Source organism: Streptomyces sp. NPDC001135 (genome assembly GCF_053598395.1).
Window position 1 is genome coordinate 126,858 of sequence record NZ_JBSFKD010000009.1, and the last position, 16,427, is coordinate 143,284.

General features: G+C 72.2%; 16 protein-coding genes and 1 pseudogene. 8 read left to right on the forward strand and 9 right to left on the reverse strand.

What is annotated here, in order from left to right; translation table 11 throughout:
- The first annotated feature begins 19 nt into the window (after positions 1-19).
- Together ACWC94_RS14090 and ACWC94_RS14095 are read left to right on the forward strand one after the other, a co-directional pair.
- Positions 20-823, forward strand: a complete 804-nt coding sequence (locus tag ACWC94_RS14090) for an EI24 domain-containing protein (protein WP_450796788.1) — start codon at positions 20-22, stop codon at positions 821-823.
- Positions 820-1,434: a LysE family translocator gene (locus ACWC94_RS14095; RefSeq protein WP_450796789.1), complete on the forward strand. Its 615-nt coding sequence runs from the start codon at positions 820-822 to the stop codon at positions 1,432-1,434. The genes ACWC94_RS14090 and ACWC94_RS14095 overlap by 4 nt, the downstream gene beginning before the upstream one ends.
- Before the next feature lie 16 nt (positions 1,435-1,450).
- Here the strand turns inward: ACWC94_RS14095 and ACWC94_RS14100 are convergent, their stop codons facing one another.
- Positions 1,451-2,386 carry a LysR family transcriptional regulator gene (locus tag ACWC94_RS14100; RefSeq protein ID WP_450796790.1) on the reverse strand — a complete coding sequence of 312 codons (936 nt, stop codon included), beginning with the start codon at positions 2,384-2,386 and terminating at the stop codon, positions 1,451-1,453.
- A 58-nt stretch (positions 2,387-2,444) separates the two neighbouring features.
- Here ACWC94_RS14100 and ACWC94_RS14105 point away from each other — a divergent pair, with 58 nt between their 5' ends.
- Entirely contained in the window at positions 2,445-3,305 is an 861-nt protein-coding gene (locus ACWC94_RS14105) for an NAD(P)-dependent oxidoreductase (protein WP_450796791.1), read from the forward strand.
- Positions 3,306-3,316: 11 nt separating this feature from the next.
- Entirely contained in the window at positions 3,317-3,706 is a 390-nt protein-coding gene (locus tag ACWC94_RS14110) for a RidA family protein (RefSeq protein WP_450796792.1), read from the forward strand.
- Positions 3,707-3,783: 77 nt separating this feature from the next.
- Here ACWC94_RS14110 and ACWC94_RS14115 read toward each other — a convergent pair.
- Positions 3,784-4,366, reverse strand: a pseudogene (locus ACWC94_RS14115) (TetR/AcrR family transcriptional regulator).
- Positions 4,367-4,469: 103 nt separating this feature from the next.
- Here ACWC94_RS14115 and ACWC94_RS14120 point away from each other — a divergent pair.
- Positions 4,470-6,911 (forward strand): glycoside hydrolase family 3 protein, encoded by a 2,442-nt coding sequence (locus tag ACWC94_RS14120; RefSeq protein ID WP_450796793.1) that lies wholly within the window; start codon positions 4,470-4,472, stop codon positions 6,909-6,911.
- Between the two features lie 131 nt (positions 6,912-7,042).
- Complete coding sequence (locus tag ACWC94_RS14125) at positions 7,043-7,981, forward strand: hypothetical protein (protein WP_450796794.1); 939 nt, start codon at positions 7,043-7,045, stop codon at positions 7,979-7,981.
- Here ACWC94_RS14125 and ACWC94_RS14130 read toward each other — a convergent pair.
- Both ACWC94_RS14130 and ACWC94_RS14135 read right to left on the reverse strand, forming a co-directional pair.
- On the reverse strand, positions 7,978-8,958 hold the full coding sequence (locus ACWC94_RS14130; RefSeq protein ID WP_450796795.1) for an aldose epimerase family protein: 981 nt from the start codon (positions 8,956-8,958) through the stop codon (positions 7,978-7,980). The two genes, ACWC94_RS14125 and ACWC94_RS14130, sit on opposite strands and share 4 nt — an antisense overlap.
- A 25-nt stretch (positions 8,959-8,983) precedes the next feature.
- A complete protein-coding gene (locus tag ACWC94_RS14135) occupies positions 8,984-9,877 on the reverse strand; it encodes an SGNH/GDSL hydrolase family protein (RefSeq protein ID WP_450796796.1) in 894 nt (297 codons plus the stop codon).
- Between the two features lie 265 nt (positions 9,878-10,142).
- Here ACWC94_RS14135 and ACWC94_RS14140 point away from each other — a divergent pair, with 265 nt between their 5' ends.
- Complete coding sequence (locus ACWC94_RS14140; RefSeq protein ID WP_450796797.1) at positions 10,143-10,637, forward strand: DUF3145 domain-containing protein; 495 nt, start codon at positions 10,143-10,145, stop codon at positions 10,635-10,637.
- Between the two features lie 62 nt (positions 10,638-10,699).
- On the opposite strand, the gene fabF is transcribed toward ACWC94_RS14140, so the two are convergent.
- The 5 genes from fabF to fasR all read right to left on the reverse strand — a co-directional run bounded on the left by fabF (position 10,700) and on the right by fasR (position 15,675).
- Entirely contained in the window at positions 10,700-11,971 is a 1,272-nt protein-coding gene (fabF, locus tag ACWC94_RS14145) for a beta-ketoacyl-ACP synthase II (RefSeq protein ID WP_450796798.1), read from the reverse strand.
- 86 nt (positions 11,972-12,057) lie between these two features.
- Positions 12,058-12,306, reverse strand: a complete 249-nt coding sequence (locus tag ACWC94_RS14150; RefSeq protein WP_361244522.1) for an acyl carrier protein — start codon at positions 12,304-12,306, stop codon at positions 12,058-12,060.
- 80 nt (positions 12,307-12,386) lie between these two features.
- On the reverse strand, positions 12,387-13,418 hold the full coding sequence (locus ACWC94_RS14155) for a beta-ketoacyl-ACP synthase 3 (RefSeq protein WP_450796799.1): 1,032 nt from the start codon (positions 13,416-13,418) through the stop codon (positions 12,387-12,389).
- An 11-nt stretch (positions 13,419-13,429) separates the two neighbouring features.
- Positions 13,430-14,380, reverse strand: coding sequence for an ACP S-malonyltransferase (locus ACWC94_RS14160; RefSeq protein ID WP_450796800.1), 951 nt, complete (start codon positions 14,378-14,380; stop codon positions 13,430-13,432).
- Positions 14,381-14,469: 89 nt separating this feature from the next.
- The gene (gene fasR / locus ACWC94_RS14165) at positions 14,470-15,675 is read right to left on the reverse strand and encodes a fatty acid biosynthesis transcriptional regulator FasR (RefSeq protein ID WP_450796801.1); all 1,206 of its coding nucleotides are present in this window, start codon (positions 15,673-15,675) and stop codon (positions 14,470-14,472) included.
- Positions 15,676-15,770: 95 nt separating this feature from the next.
- Between fasR and ACWC94_RS14170 the strand changes: the two genes are divergently transcribed.
- Positions 15,771-16,424 carry a pirin family protein gene (locus ACWC94_RS14170; protein ID WP_450796895.1) on the forward strand — a complete coding sequence of 218 codons (654 nt, stop codon included), beginning with the start codon at positions 15,771-15,773 and terminating at the stop codon, positions 16,422-16,424.
- Positions 16,425-16,427 lie beyond the last annotated feature (3 nt).

Below are 16,427 nucleotides of genomic sequence, written 5' to 3' on the forward strand. Positions count from 1 at the left end.
AGTCGGTAGAGTTCCCGCCATGCGCGATCTTGGGGCGGGATTCGGATATCTGCTGAAGGGGCAGCGCTGGATGGCCCGGCACGGCCGCCAGTACGGCTTCGGGCTGTTGCCCGGAGTGATCACCCTGGTCCTCTACGCGGTCGCGCTGGTCGCCCTCGCCGTGTGGGGCGAGGACGCGGTGATCTGGGCGACCCCGTTCGCGGACGACTGGTCCAGCCCCTGGCAGGGCCTGTTCCGCGGCTTTGTGACGGCCGTCCTGTTCGCCCTCGGCCTGCTCCTGGCCGTGCTGACGTTCACCGCGGTCACCCTGCTGGTCGGCCAGCCCTTCTACGAGAACCTGTCGGAGCGGGTCGACGCCGACGTCTCGCCCGACGGCACCGCCCCGCGGTCGGACCTGCCGCTCTGGCGCGAACTGTGGATCTCCGCCCGCGACAGCCTGCGGGTCCTGGTGCGGGCCGCACTGTGGGGGGTGCTGCTCTTCGCCCTCGGCTTCCTGCCGTTCGTCGGGCAGACCGTCGTCCCCGTGCTGGGCTTCCTCGTCACCGGTTTCTTCCTCACCGAGGAACTGGCCGCCGTGGCCCTCCAGCGCCGGGGCGTCGAACTGCGCGCCCGGCTCGCCCTGCTCCGCTCCCGCAAGACCCTGGTCTGGGGCTTCGGCACGCCCCTCGGCCTGGCCTTCCTGGTCCCGTTCGTCGCGGTGTTCCTGATGCCGGGCGCGGTCGCGGGGGCCACCCTGCTCGCCCGTGACCTGCTGGGCGAGGAGAACGCCGACGACGGCTCCGCTCCCGACGGGGAGCCCGACATGGAGGACGTCACCCCATGACCCAGATACTCGCCGTCGCCGTCATCACGGTCCTCGCCGTCATCGCACCCGGCGCCGACTTCGCGATGATCGTCCGCAACAGCTATCTGTACGGCCGCCGCACCGGCCTGCTCGCCGCCGCCGGCGTCGCCGCCGGCGTCCTGGTCCACGTCACCTACACCCTGCTCGGCGTCGGCCTGCTGATCGCCTCCTCCACCGCCCTGTTCACGGTGATCAAGCTGATCGGCGCGGCCTACCTGATCTACGTCGGCATCCGCACCTACCGCACCCGCGGTGAGCTGAAGATCGACCTGGACGACCGGCGCGAGCTGACCCCGTTCGCGGCGCTGCGCACCGGCTTCCTCACCAACGTGCTCAACCCGAAGACGACCCTCTTCGTCGTCTCCACCTTCGCCCAGGTCGTCAGCCCGGAGACCCCGCTGTACCAGCAGGCGGGTTACGGCCTGTTCATGTCGCTCGCCCACCTGCTGTGGTTCGGCGTGGTCGCCGCGTTCTTCTCGCAGGCCCGGATGCGGGCGCTGATGCTGCGCGGCCAGAAGATCCTCAACAAGGTCATCGGCTCGGTCCTGGCCGGACTCGGCATCAGCCTCGCGCTCGCGCCGTCGCACTGAGCGGCACGCCCCGGGCTCAGCGCGGGATCCGCCGCGCCGCCTCCCGGAGCGCCGCCACGAACGCCCGTGCCGCCGCCGTCAGGGACCGCCCCCGCACCGTCGCCGCGTACACGGCCCGCGGCGGGGCGTCCTCGGCGTGCACCGGCAGCAGGGCGACGTCCGGGCGCACGGACGCGGCGGCCAGCGCCGGGACCAGCGTCACGCCCAGCCCCGCGGCGACGTAGCCCTGTTTGGCGGTCCACTCGGCGACGACGTGGGCGACGCGCGGCCGGAAACCCTGCCGTACGGCCGCGTCGAGGAGGGTGCCCTCGGGCCGGGCGCTGCCGGCGATCCAGTCGGCGTCGGCGAGCCGGGCCAGCCGCACCGGCTCGTCGGCCGTGGCGAGGGGATGGCCGGCGGGGACGGCGACGTACAGGGTCTCGTCGAGGAGGTGGTGCAGCGCGTACGCCTCCAGCGGGGTGCGGCCCGTCGTCGAGACCACCGCGACGTCGAGCCGGCCCGCCGTCAGACGCTCCAGCAGGGCGGGGGAGAGACCCTCCTCGCGGGTGACGCGCACCCGGGGGTGCCGGGCCCGGAAGGCGGCCAGCGCGTGCGGGACGAGCGCCGCGTCGGCGGTGGCGAACGCGCCGAACCGCAGCCGCCCGCCCGCTGCCGTACGCAACGCGGCCAGCTCGCGCGCCGCTCCCCGCAGCGACTCGGACACGGCTTCGGCGTACGGGACCAGGGTCCGGCCGGCCTCGGTGAGCCGCACCCCCCGCGGCAGCCGGTCGAAGAGCGGACCGCCGCCGAGGGCGGACTCCAGGGAGGAGATCTGCCGCGACACCGCGGACTGGGTCCAGCCCAGCGTCCGCGCGGCCACGGTGAACGAACCGTGCCGGGCGACCTCCAGGAACACCCGCAGCCAGACGGTGGACAGCTCGGGGGGCTCGGGCTCGGCATGCGAAGTCGGCATGGCAGCGATGCTAGACATTCGCTTGTCGCATGGTGTGGCCGGTCCTAGCGTCAACGGCATGGAGAAGAGAGAGCAGACGAGGAAGCCGGAGAAGCCGGAGCGGCCGGAGAAGATCGCCTTTCTGGGTCTCGGCCACATGGGTGCGCCGATGGCCCGTCGGCTGCTCACGGCCGGTCACCCGCTCACTGTCTGGAACCGCAGCCCGGCGCGGGCGGCGCGGCTCCTCGCCGACGGGGCCGCGCTCGCCGGGTCGCCGGCCGAGGCCGTGCGGGACGCCGATGTCGTGATCACCATGCTCGCCGGACCGGACGCGCTCACCGCCGTCGCGGACGCCGTCGCACCGGAGCTGCGGCCGGGCACGACCTGGATCGAGATGTCCACGGTCGGACCGGACGCCGTACGGGAGCTCGCCGCACGCCTGAAGGACGGCGTGAACCTGGTCGACGCACCGGTCGCGGGCAGCACGGACCGGGCCGCCGAGGGCACCCTCGGCATCCTGGCGGGCGGCGACACCACCGCCGTCGAGCACGTCCTCGCACACCTCGGCACGGTCACCCGCACCGGCCCGCCCGGCTCGGGCGCGGCGCTCAAACTCGTCGTCAACACGGCGGTGATCGGCGGCGTCGGCCTCGTCGCCGAGGCGCTGCGGCTCGCCGCCGCGCTGGGCCTGGACGGGGACACCGCCCGCGACGCCCTGAGGGCGGGCCCCCTCGGCGGTGCGGTGGAGCGGGCCTTCGCCGACGGGGTGCTGTTCACCACCGACCTGGCCGTCAAGGACCTCCGGATCGCCACCCGCGCCACCGAACTGCCGGTCACCGCAGCGGTGCTGGAGCGCCTGAGCCGGGCCGCCGAGGACGATCCGGCCCTCTCCCGCGCCGACCTCTCCCGCACCGCCACCCACCTCACCCGCACCGTCTGAAGGAGTCCCCCGTGCAGGTCACCCTGGACAGCCCTGCCGGCGCCCCCGGGCCCGCCAACGCCTACTACTCCCAGGTCGCCCGCGTCGAACACACCGACGGAGGCGCCCTGTTGTTCCTCTCGGGCCAGATCGCCGAGGGCGCCACGCTGGCGGAGCAGACACGCGGTGTCTTCGAGACGATCGCCGCGCTGCTCAAGGCGCACGGCGCGACACTCGCGGACGTCATCAACATCCGCACGTACCTGACCGACATCACCGAGCTCGACGCATACGGCGCCGTACGACGCGAGTTCCTCACGGGACCCCCGCCGACGAGCATGACCTTCGAGGTGCCGCGACTTTTCCGCCCTGAGGCGCGGGTGGAGATCGAGGTGGTGGCAGCGGTCCGGGGCGGCAACTGACGGTTGTGCGGGTGCGGGTGCGGTGGTGGGCCGGTCGCGCGGCTCCCCGTACCCCTTCGGGAGCGCCGCGGACGCCCTCAGGCCACCGGCTCGCCCAGCAGTCGCAGGAAGTCACGGAACGCGCCCGGCATGTCCACCGACTCGGGGTCCAGGAGCCACTGGTACTGCAGCCCGTCCATCACGGCCACCAGCAGCGGAGCTGTCCGTTCCGGCGTGAGACCGTTCGGCAGGCTGTCGCCGTACTCGGCCCGCAACACCGCCGCCATGGACTCCCGCACCCGCGCGTACCGCTCGGTGAAATACCCCCGCGCCGGATGGTCCTCCGTGACGCTCTCGCCGAGCAGCGCCGAGAAGGTCTGGATGATCGCCGGCCGCATCGCGTTGTACTCCACCAGCGAGGCCAGCAGATCCACCCGCCACTGGGTGTCCGGCACCGCGTCCCACCGGTCCCGCTCCTGCAGCACGGCCACCAGCAGGGCGTCCTTGGTCGGGAAGTAGTGCAGGAGCCCCTGCTGGGTGAGACCGACGCGCTCGGCGACCGCGGCCAGGCTCGCGCCCCGGTAGCCGCGCTCGGCGATCACCTCCAACGCCGCCCCCACGATCTCGGCGCGCCGCTCCTCGCCCCTGACCCTCGCCTTCATGACGCTCACCGTACGGCATCCCCCTCCGCACAATGTGACGGCACGGTAACGAAACCTACCTCACTACAGGCGGCGGATGCACGATGGAGGCCCTGCACGGACGTCAACGAGGAGGCACCGCGATGGCGGGATCCCAGCCCACCCCGGCCGACACGGCCCGCGAGGCGGTCGTCGAGGCCGCGCTCGGCAAGCTCGGACTCGACGCCAAGGCACGGCTGCTGGCCGGCCAGGACATGTGGACCCTGCCCGCGCTGCCGGAGATCGGACTGGAGTCCCTGGTGATGTCCGACGGCCCGATCGGTGTGCGCGGCGTGCGCTGGACCGCCGACGACCCCTCCGTCGCCCTGCCCTCCCCGACCGCGCTCGCCGCCACCTGGGACCGCGAACTCGCCCGCCGCGCAGGGGTGCTGCTCGCCCAGGAGGCCCGCCGCAAGGGCGTCCACGTCCTGCTCGCGCCCACCGTCAACCTGCACCGCTCCCCGCTCGGCGGCCGGCACTTCGAGTGCTACAGCGAGGACCCGTATCTCACCGGCGTGATCGGCAGCGGCTATGTCACCGGCGTCCAGTCCGGCGGAGTCGGCACCACCGTCAAGCACTTCGTCGCCAACGACGCCGAGACCGACCGCTTCACCGTGAACAACGTCGTCCCCGAACGCGCCCTGCGCGAGCTGTACCTCGCCCCGTTCGAGGCCATCGTCGAGAACGCCCGTCCGTGGGGCGTCATGACCGCCTACAACTCGGTCAACGGCACGACGATGACCGAGCACCGTCACCTGGTCGACGAGGTCCTGCGCGGTGAATGGGGCTTCGACGGCTTCAACGTGTCCGACTGGATGGCCGCACGGGACACCGTCGGCGCCATCGAGGGCGGCTTGGACGTGGCCATGCCCGGACCGCGGACCGTCTACGGCGAAGCCCTCGCCCGAGCCGTCCGGGACGGGAGGGTCGCCGAGGCCACCGTCGACGCGGCCGTACGCCGCGTCCTGCGGCTCGCCGCCCGCGTCGGGATCCTCGACGGTGCCGAACCCGTCGTGACCGAACCGCCCGCGCCCGTCGACGGCGAGGCCCTCGCCCGTGAGATCGCCCGCCGCTCCTTCGTCCTCGTCCGCAACGAGAACGCCGCCCTGCCCCTGAAACCGAACGGCACGGTGGCCCTGATCGGTGCCGCCGCCCGCGACGCCCGCGTCCTCGGCGGCGGTTCGGCCACCGTCTTCCCGGCCCGGATCGTCTCCCCGCTCGACGGCCTCACCGCCGCACTCCCCGAGGGCACCCTCACCTACGCCGTCGGCGCCGACCCGGCCACCGAACTCGCCGTCGCCGACCAGGGGTTCCGCCTCGGCGCCGGCTGCCGCGACCTCGACGGCCGGGTCATCGGCACCCGCTCCGCCCCGAACGGCCAGATCCAGTGGATGGGGTCCGACCTCCCCGACGGCGTCACCCACGGCACCCTGCACACCGTCGAGCTGACCGGCACCTTCACCCCGCGCGTGACCGGCCCGCACACCTTCGGCATCAAGGGCACGGGCCCCTTCACGCTCACCGTCGACGGGACGACGTACTACGACGACGTCCAACGCCCCGACAAGGACGACCCCTTCGAGGCCTTCTTCGGCGCCCCCGTGCCCCGCGCCCGCGTCGAACTCACCGCGGGAGAGCCGGTCGACGTCTGCCTCACCCACGTCGTCCGGTTCCCCGAGGACCTCCCCGTGAAGGGCGTCGCCTTCGCGCTCGCCCACTCCGAGCCCCGGCGCGACCCCGGCGAACTGATCACCGAGGCCGTCGAGGCGGCCCGGAACGCCGACACGGCCGTCGTCATGGTCGCCACCACCGACCAGGTCGAGTCCGAGGGCTTCGACCGCACGGACCTGAGGCTCCCCGGCCACCAGGACGACCTGGTCCGCGCGGTCGCCGCCGCCAACCCGAACACGGTCGTCGTCGTCAACTCCGGCTCCCCGGTCGAACTGCCCTGGCGCGACGAGGCCGCCGCCGTCCTGCTCAGCTGGTTCCCCGGCCAGGAGGGCGGCGCCGCCCTCGCCGACGTCCTCACCGGCACCCACGAGCCCGGCGGCCGGCTCCCCACCACCTGGGGCTCCCTCGCCGACGCCCCGGTCACCCGGGTCGTCCCCACGGACGGCGAACTCCCCTACGCCGAGGGGGTCTTCATCGGCTACCGCGCCTGGGAGAAGTCCGGCCGCACCCCGGCCTACCCGTTCGGCCACGGCCTCGGCTACACCGACTGGACCTACGAGTCCCTGCACGTCGACGGCACCACCGCGCGCATCGTGCTGCGCAACACGGGGGAGCGCCCCGGCCGGGAGGTCGTCCAGCTCTACGTCTCCCCGGCCGGGCCCGGCCCCGAGCGCCCGGCCCGGCGACTGGCCGGCTTCGCCTGTGCCGAGGCAGGTCCCGGCGAGAGCGTCGAGGTGACCGTCACCGTGCCGCGCCGCGCCTTCGAGGTCTGGGACGAGGAGGCGAAGGCGTGGGCGGTTGTGAAGGGGTTGTACGAGATCGCCGTCGGACGCTCGATCGCGGACCGCAGGCTCGCCGCACCGATTAACGTCTGATCCGGGACAAGTCCCCCACGAACAGCCCCGGTCCGGGACCTGACCCCTGGACCGGGGCTCGTCGCCTCCGGGTACGGATAGACTCCCGGCCCGCGAACACCGGAAGACACCGGGCACGGGGGAGAGACATCGTGTATCCAGGCCAGCAGCCGGGGCCGTACGGCCAGCAGCAGCCGACGGGCCCGTACGGGCAGCAGCCGCAGTACCAACAGCCGTATCCGCAGCAGCCCTACGCACCCCAGCAGCCGTATCCGCCCCAGGGGTACCCGCAGCAGCAGCCGTATCCGCCCCAGGGGTACCCACAGCAGCCGTACCCGCCTCAACAGCCGTACCCGCCGCAGCAGTCCCCCCAACCGCCCGCCCAGCACGTCGGCGAGGGCCGGATGCGGCTGGACCCGAACCTCACGCCCGCCCAGCGTGATCTGGCACTGAAGATCCAGGACACGTCCAAGCCGATGGCGTACGGCATGGTCCTCGGCATCCCGCTCACCTTCGGCGGGGTCCACTACGGCATCACGCAGCAGCCCCTCGGCTTCGTCGCGGCGCTCGCCGGACTGGGCCTGCTGGCCTTCGGTGTCTTCTCGCTGCTGCGGATGCGGGCCCTCAAGCGGCAGCTGCGGCTCATCTCGGCGGACGCCTGGCGCTCCCCGGCCGCGCATCTGCCCGGTGCCCGCAAGGCCGCCACACAGGCCGCCTATCTCAACGGCCTGCTGGTCCTGCTGTCCCTCGCCGCGACCGGCTGGCTCCTCTACAAGGGCATGAGCTGGGGCGCGTACGGCAACTCCCTCGGCTTCGGCGCGCTGTCGCTCGGCGCGGCCCTGCCGCTGGGCATGGCGCTGTCCGCCGCGACCACCATCCCGCAGCTGCTCCAGGTGATCCCGGCCGGGGCGAAGGTGGGGCGGAGCCTGTACTCGATCCTCTTCGTGCTGGCCACGACGGTGACGGGGGAGGGGATCAAGGGCCTGGACGTCCGCGGGATCGCCATCGGCGGCTCCGCGCTGCTGATCTGCGGCGGCGCGATGTCCATGCTGGGCAAGGCGGCCAGGCGGATGCGGGGCGAGACCCCCTAGCGGACCCCGAACCCGTACACCGTCTCGGAGCGGAAGACCTCGCCCGGCCGCAGCACCGTGCTCGGAAATCCGGGCCGGTTCGGGGAGTCCGGGAAGTGCTGGGTCTCCAGAGCGATTCCCGCGCCCGGTGCGAAGGGCTCGGCCAGGTGGTCGGCGGTGTAGAGCTGGAGGCCCGGTTCGGTCGTGGCGACGGTCAGGGTGCGGCCGGAGGCGGGGGCGTACAGTTCGGCGACCTCCTCCGGGGTGCCGGTCACCCCCTTGTCCAGGGCGAAGTTGTGGTCGTAGCCCGAGCCGACCTCGCGGGCGCCGCGGAAGTCGAAGCGGGAGCCCGTCACGTCCGCCAGGGCGCCCGTGGGGATCAGGTCCGCGTCGACGGGGGTGAAACGGGAGGCGGCGAGCCGCAGTTCGTGTCCGCCCGCGTGGCCCGAGCCCGCCAGGTTGAAGTAGCTGTGGTTGGTGAGGTTGAGGACGGTCGGGGCGTCGGTGACCGCCTCGTAGGCGATCCGGAGCGCGCCGGAGGCGTCCAGCGAGTACGTCGCCGACACCTCGACCCGGCCCGGGAAGCCCTCCTCCCCGTGCGGGCTCACCCGGTGCAGCCGCACCCCGTGCGCCGGGTCGCCGACGGGTTCGGCGTCCCACACGCGCTTGTCGAAGCCGCGCGTGCCGCCGTGCAGGGAGTTCGGGCCGTCGTTCGGCTCCAGGGTGTGCACGGCGCCGTCCAGGGTGAAGCGGGCGTGCGCGATCCGGTTGGCGTACCGGCCGACCAGAGCGCCGAGGTACGGCTCCGGGTGCGCGAGATAGCCGTCCAGGCCGGCGAACCCCAGCACCACGTCCGCCGTCCGGCCCTGCCGGTCCGGCACCCGCACCGACCGCACGATCCCGCCGTACGTCAGGACCTCCACCCGTGTCCCGGCGCGCTCCAGCGCCCAGCGGTGGACCTCCGTGCCGTCGGAAAGTGTGCCGAAAAGTTCGCTCATGTGGAAACCCTAGGTGATCGGGTTCCTAGTCGACCGGACGCACCGACTTGATCGTCCGGTACGCGATCGCCGCGAGCCGGGCCTGGCCGGCCCTGCTGGGGTGGAACCAGTCCCAGTGACTGAGCTGGTCGGTGCCGAAGCGGTAGTCGTAGACCGCGTTGTTGTCGAAACGGCAGCGGCGGTCCTTGGCGCAGACCTCCCTCAGCACCTTGTTGTACTCCACCACCCGCCGCTGCACCTGGTCCCGGCGCAGTGTGGCCGCGCTGGTCAGGTCGTCCGCGTCGGACAGCATCGACGGGCAGATACCGAGCTTCCACACCTGCTTGCCCAGCGGATCGGCCCGGCCCTCGGACCACAGCCGCTTCAGGTTCGGCACGCTCGCCACGTAGACCTGCGTCTTCGGCCGGGCGGCCCGCAGGGTGTGCAGCGCCTCCTCGAAGTCCGCGCGGAAGTCGGCCACCGAGGTCATCGCCCGCGCCGAGGACCGGCACGCGTCGTTCGCGCCCACCATCACCGTCACCAGCTCCGGGCCGCGGGCCGCCGCCTGGGCCATCTGTTCCGGCAGGTCCGCCATACGGGCGCCGGTCTGGGCGTAGTTCCAGCTGCGCTCCGCCGCGCCCGTGACCCCGAGCAGGCGCACCGCGAGGCTGTCGACCTTCGCGTCGCTGCCGGTCGCCCACGACACCTCGGGGCAGTCCGACAGCACCGTGCACGCGTCGAAGCCGCGCGTGATGGAGTCGCCGACCGCGGCGATCGAGTCCGGGCTGCGGTTCCACACCGGCGCGGGCCTGGCGGCGCGCGCCTTGGTGCCCTCGGGCGCGGGCGAACTGCCGCCCCCGGCGTCGCATCCGGCGGCGCCCAGCACGGCCGCCGCCACGACCGCGGCAGCGGCCCGCCCACGGCTGCTTCGCTTCCGCATCCCCTGGTGATCCCCTCGTCGTCGAATCCGGTGCTTCCGGTGCTTCTTTCCATAACAACGTGTGAGGGTTCCCGACCTGGCACCTTGGAACGGACCACCCCCGTACAAGCGTCCCCCTGGGTGAATGGCGGAGGTTTCCTGGCACCGGGACCGACGGTACGTCACACTCCTTGCACCGCCGCAGGGTAGCCTCGCCATCAACGCGGCCGTCGTGCCACTGCCGCCAGCCAGTCCGCAAGATGTCCCGCTCTGCCCGGAGGTTCCGGTGACGACACGTGGAGTTCTGTACGTGCACTCCGCGCCGCGCGCGCTGTGCCCGCACGTCGAGTGGGCCATCGCCGGGGTGCTCGGCACGCGCGTCAACCTCGACTGGATCCGGCAGCCCGCGGCCCCCGGCACCTGGCGCTCGGAGTTCTCCTGGCAGGGCGAGGCGGGCACGGCCTCCAAGCTGGCCTCGGCACTGCGCGGCTGGCACCTGCTCCGCTTCGAGGTCACCGCGGAGCCCTGTCCGACCGCCGAGGGCGAGCGCTACAGCTGCACTCCCGACCTCGGCATCTTCCACGCCGTCACCGGCATCCACGGTGACATCCTCATCCCCGAGGACCGCCTGCGCGCGGCGCTGACGCGGTCCCAGCGCGGAGAGACGGACCTGGAGGCGGAGATCGCCAAGCTCCTCGGAAAGCCCTGGGACGACGAACTGGAGCCCTTCAGGTACGCCGGCGAAGGCGCCCCGGTCCGCTGGCTGCACCAGGTGGTGTGAGGTCCTTCACCCGCGCATGAGAAAGGGCCCCTGCCGAGCGGCAGGGGCCCTTTCTCACGTTCTCAGACGGTCCTGAACGCCAGGACCACGTTGTGGCCGCCGAAGCCGAACGAGTCGTTCAGCGCGGCGATACGGCCCTCGACCGGAAGCTTGCGGGCCTCCCCGCGGACGACGTCCGCGTTGGCCTCCGCCTCGGGGTCGATGTTCTCGACGTTGATCGTCGGCGGCGCCACCCGGTGGTACAGCGCGAGCACGGTCGCGACCGACTCCACGCCTCCCGCGCCACCGAGCAGATGACCGGTCATCGACTTGGTCGCGGACACCGCGAAGTGGTCGGTGTCGTCACCGAACACCTTCCGCAGCGCCTTCAGCTCGGCGATGTCACCGGCCGGCGTCGAGGTGGCGTGCGCGTTGACGTGCACGATCTCGGCCGGGTCCAGGTCGGTGTTGTCCAGCAGGTTCTGCAGTGCGTGCGAGATGCCGCGGCCCTCGGGCTCCGGCTGCACGATGTCGTGGCTGTCGGCGGAGATGCCCTGCCCGACGGCCTCCGCGTAGACACGCGCCCCGCGCTTCGCGGCGTGCTCGGCGGACTCCAGGACGATCACGCCGGCGCCCTCGCCGAGGACGAAGCCGTCGCGGTCGACGTCGTAGGGACGCGAGGCACCCTGCGGGTCCTCGTTGTTCTTGGACATCGCCATCATGTTGCCGAACGCGGCGATCGGCAGCGGGTGGATGGCCGCCTCCGTACCGCCGGCGACGACGACGTCGGCGCGGCCGGTGCGGATCATCTCGATGGCGTAGCCGATGGCCTCGGCGCCCGAGGCGCACGCGGAGACCGGCGTGTGCACGCCCGCACGGGCGCCCACGAGCAGGCCCACGTTGGCCGAGGGGCTGTTCGGCATCAGCATGGGGACGGTGTGCGGGGAGACGCGGCGGACGCCCTTCTCCTTGAGCACGTCGTACTGGTCGAGCAGCGTGGTCACGCCGCCGATGCCGGAGGCGATGACCGCGCCCAGCCGGTCGGGGTCGATGGTGCCGTCCTCGCCGGCCTTGCCGGTGAAGCCGGCGTCCTTCCAGGCCTCCTGAGCCGCGATCAGCGCGAACTGCGCCGAGCGGTCCAGCTTGCGGGCCTGCGGCCGCGGGATGACCTCGGTGGGCTCCACGGCGACCGGAGCCGCGATCTTGACGGCCTGCTCGGCCGCCCAGTCCTGCTCCAGGGGCTTGATGCCGGACTTGCCGGCGACCAGACCCTCCCAGGTCGAGGCTGCGTCGCCACCCAGCGGTGTGGTTGCGCCGATACCGGTGACGACCACGGTGCGATTGGTCGGGCTCACGGGAATTCTTTCTCCAACAGATGCGGGATTCTACGGCGCCACCGCCGGGTGGCGGGGCCTTGCAGCCTTCAGGACCGAGGGGTGGCTCAGGCCTGGTGCTTGAGGATGTAGTCGGTCGCGTCGCCGACGGTCTTGAGGTTCTTGACGTCCTCGTCCGGGATCTTCACGTCGAAGCGCTCCTCGGCGGCGACGACGACCTCGACCATGGACAGCGAGTCGACGTCCAGGTCGTCGGTGAAGGACTTGTCCAACTGGACGTCCTCAACCGGGATGCCAGCGATCTCGTTCACGATGTCGGCGAGACCCTTGACGATCTCTTCCTGAGTGGCGGCCATGTCAGGCGCTCCTTCTTCGATGTTCCAGACGGTTTGTGGCAGTTGTCCCCCTGCCGGACGCACGATCCGGCACGGAGTGCCTAGGGGAGGGTAACGACCGTGGCGGCGTAGACGAGACCCGCCCCGAATCCGATGACGAGCGCGGTGTCGCCGCTCTTCGCCTCCCCGGTCGCCAGAAGCCGCTCCATCGCGAGCGGAATCGAGGCGGCCGAGGTGTTGCCGGTGGTGCGGATGTCCCGGGCGACCGTGACATGCTCCGGCAGTTTGAGGGTCTTCACCATCGAGTCGATGATCCGCACGTTGGCCTGGTGCGGGATGAAGACGTCCAGCTCTTCCGGGCTGATCCCGGCCGCGTCCAGCGCCTGCTGGGCGACCTTCGCCATCTCGTACACGGCCCAGCGGAACACCGCCTGGCCCTCCTGCGTGATGGCGGGGAACTTGATGTTGCCCTTGGTGTCGAGGGGCAGCGCGGAGACGTCACCGATGGCGAACCGGTCCCAGGGGACGGTCTGCTTGATGGTCTCGGCCTTGTCGCCCTCGGAGCCCCACACGGTGGGGCCGATCGCCGGCTCCTGCGAGGGACCGACGACGACCGCGCCGGCACCGTCGCCGAACAGGAAGGCCGTCGCGCGGTCCTCCAGGTCGGTCAGGTCGCTGAGCCGCTCCACGCCGATGACGAGCACGTGGTCGGCGGAACCTTCCACCACCATGCCCTTGGCGAGGGTCAGGCCGTAGCCGAAGCCCGCGCAGCCGGCCGAGATGTCGAAGGCGGCGGCCTTGTCGGTGCCCAGCTTGTCGGCGATCTCGGTGGCGACGGCCGGCGTCTGGCTGAAGTGCGAGACGGTGGAGACGACCACGGCACCGATCTGCTCCGCGTCGATGCCGGCGTCCGCGATCGCCTTGCCGGAGGCCTCGATCGCCATCGCGGCCACGGTCTCCTCGGGACCGGCCCAGTGCCGGGTCTCGATGCCGGAGCGCGAGCGGATCCACTCGTCGGACGAGTCGATCTTCTCGAGGATCACCTCGTTGGGCACCACCCGGGTCGGCCGGTAGCCGCCGACACCGAGGATGCGCGCATACGGGGCGCCCTTGCTGGGCTTGATCTTCGCCATGTACGGGCTCCTTAGGCGCCGGCGTGCTCGGAGACGAGCGCGCGGGCGGCGTCGAGATCGTCGGGGGTCTTCAGGGCCAGCGTGGTGACGCCGGGCAGCGCCCGCTTGGCCAGGCCGGTCAGGGTGCCGCCCGGGCACACCTCGATGAGCGCGGTGACACCCAGCTCCTTGAAGGTCTCCATGCACAGGTCCCAGCGCACGGGGTTGGCGACCTGGCCGACCAGCCGGTCCAGCACCTCGGCGCCGGTGGCGACGGTCCGTCCGTCCTTGTTGGAGACGTAGGGCACCTTGGGGTCGGCGGGCTTCAGCTCCGCGGCGGCCTTGGCCAGCGTCTCGACGGCGGGGGCCATGTGGCGGGTGTGGAAGGCGCCGGCGACCTTCAGCGCGACGACCTTGCGGACCCCCTCGGGCTTGTCCTCGTTCAGTGCGGCCAGCTGCTCCAGGGTGCCCGCGGCGACGATCTGGCCGGCGCCGTTGATGTTCGCCGGGGTCAGGCCCAGCTTCTCCAGGTGGGCCACGGACGTCTCGGGGTCACCGCCGAGCAGCGCCGACATGCCGGTCTCGGTGATCGCGGCGGCGTCGGCCATCGCCAGACCCCGCTTGCGGACCAGGCCGAGTGCCGCGGTGTCGTCCAGCACGCCCGCGAAGGCGGCGGCGGTGATCTCACCGACGCTGTGACCGGCGACGGCGTCCGGGGCGATCTCGGTGCCCGCCGCGTCAGCGGCAAGTGAGTAGGCACCGAGTGCCGCGGCGGACAGGATCCCGGCGGCGACCAGCAGCGGCTGGGCCACCGCGGTGTCACGGATGGCGTCGGCGTCGGCCTGGGTGCCGTAGTGGACCAGGTCCAGTCCGATGGCGTCCGACCACGCGGCGACACGGTCCGCGGCGCCGGGGAGGTCGAGCCAGGGGGTCAGGAAGCCGGGCGTCTGGGCGCCCTGGCCGGGAGCGACGAGTACGAGCACTCTCACACTCTCTCTTGGGGACGGCCACGGCCGCCCGTGGGGACAGGGACGAAGAACACGAAGGGCTTTTGTGGGCCCCCGACAAAACCCTATGACTGGGTCTCGCCGTCGGCCAGACGCCCGAGGATCAGCGCGATCCGCAGTGTGAAGGCGGATCGTACATCCGAAGGCGACCAACCGGTGACGTCTGTCACACGTCGGAGCCGGTAGCGCACGGTGTTCGGGTGAACGAAAAGCATCCGGGCCGCGCCTTCGAGGCTGCTCGCCTGCTCCAGATAGACACTCAGTGTTTCCAGCAGTGCCGAGCCCGCTTCCTCCAGTGGTCTGTAGATCTCCTCCACCAGCTGCTCGCGGGCGCTCGGATCACCCGCGATCGCGCGCTCCGGCAGCAGATCGTCCGCCAGCACCGGCCGCGGCGCGTCCTGCCAGGCGGAACAGGCCTTCAGGCCCGCGGCGGCGGCCTGCGCGGACCGCGTGCCGGCCAGCAGATCGGGTACGACGGGCCCCGCGACCACCGGTCCGGCGGCGAACGGACCGATCAGTGACTTGGCCACGGCGAGCGGGTTGTTGCTCCCCCCGGCGATGACGACGAGGCGATCCCCGAGGACCCCGGTGAGCACCTGGAGCTTGGCGTGCCGGGCGGCCCGCCGGATGGCCTCGACGGTCAGCTCGCTGTCCCCGTCGGGCGCGGTCCCGAGCACGACGCACACATGCTCCGGCGAGTTCCACCCGAGCGCGGCGGCCCGGCTGACGGCGCCCTCGTCCGCCTCCCCGCTCAGCACCGCGTTGACGACCAGCGACTCCAGCCGCGCGTCCCAGGCACCGCGTGCCTCGGCGGCCTGGGCGTAGACCTGCGCGGTGGCGAAGGCGATCTCCCGCGCATAGACGAGCAGGGCCTCGCGCAGCACGCTCTCGTCCCCCGGAGCCGCCACCTCGTCGATGGCGCTCTCCATGACCTCGATGGTGGTCCGCACCATCTCCACGGTCTGGCGCAGTGTGATGGCCCGGGTCAGCTCGCGCGGGGCGGTGCCGAAGACATCGGTGGAGATCGCCTGCGGGGCGTCCGGGTGCCGGAACCACTCGGTGAAGGCCGCGATGCCCGCCTGGGCGACCAGCCCGATCCAGGAACGGTTCTCCGGGGGCATGGCCCGGTACCACGGCAGGGTCTCGTCCATCCGCGCGATGGCCTGCGCGGCGAGGGACCCGGAGGACTTCTCCAGCCGCTTGAGGGTGGCGGCGTGCGGGTGGATGTCGCGTACGTGGTGATCGCTGCGGTGGGATTCGGGTTCGGGCACGGGACAAGACTGCCTTATCCGGACGCGGACGTGTTCCGCCGGGTCAGGGGTGAGAGACGTGCGCGGTTCCGGGCGGGTCTACCGTGGTGCGCGTGATGGACGTACGGCGCGCCGGTGAGCGCTACCGCGGTGGGGAGGCGGCGGCCGGCGTCGAGTCGTGGCACGCCTTCTCCTTCGGACCGCACTACGACCCCGACAACCTGCGCTTCGGTGCGCTGATCGCCTGCAACGAGGAGCGCCTCGCACCCGGCGCCGGTTTCGATGAGCACCCGCACAGCCACACCGAGATCGTCACGTGGGTCGTCGAGGGCGAGCTGACCCACCGGGACTCCACCGGTCACGAGACGAAGGTCCGCCCCGGTGACGTCCAGCGGCTCAGCTCGGCGGCGGGTGTCCGGCACGTCGAGCGCAACGACGGAACGGCGCCCCTGACCTTCGTCCAGATGTGGCTGGCCCCGCTGGAGCCGGGCGGCGAGCCGTCGTACGAGATCGTCCCCGGCATCGCCGACTCCACCCCGTACGCCGTTCCCGAGGCCGGTGCCCTGCTCCACGTACGGCGGCTGACGGCGGGGGACCGGACGGCGATCCCGGACGCGCCGTACGTCCTCGTCCACCTGGTGCGCGGTGAGGTCACCTTGGCGGGGGAGACCCTGGGCGCCGGCGACTCGGCCCGGATCACCGACGCGGAGGGTCTGGAAGCACGATCCCTGACGGCGGCGGAACTGCTGGTCTGGGAGATGTCCGGGTGAGGG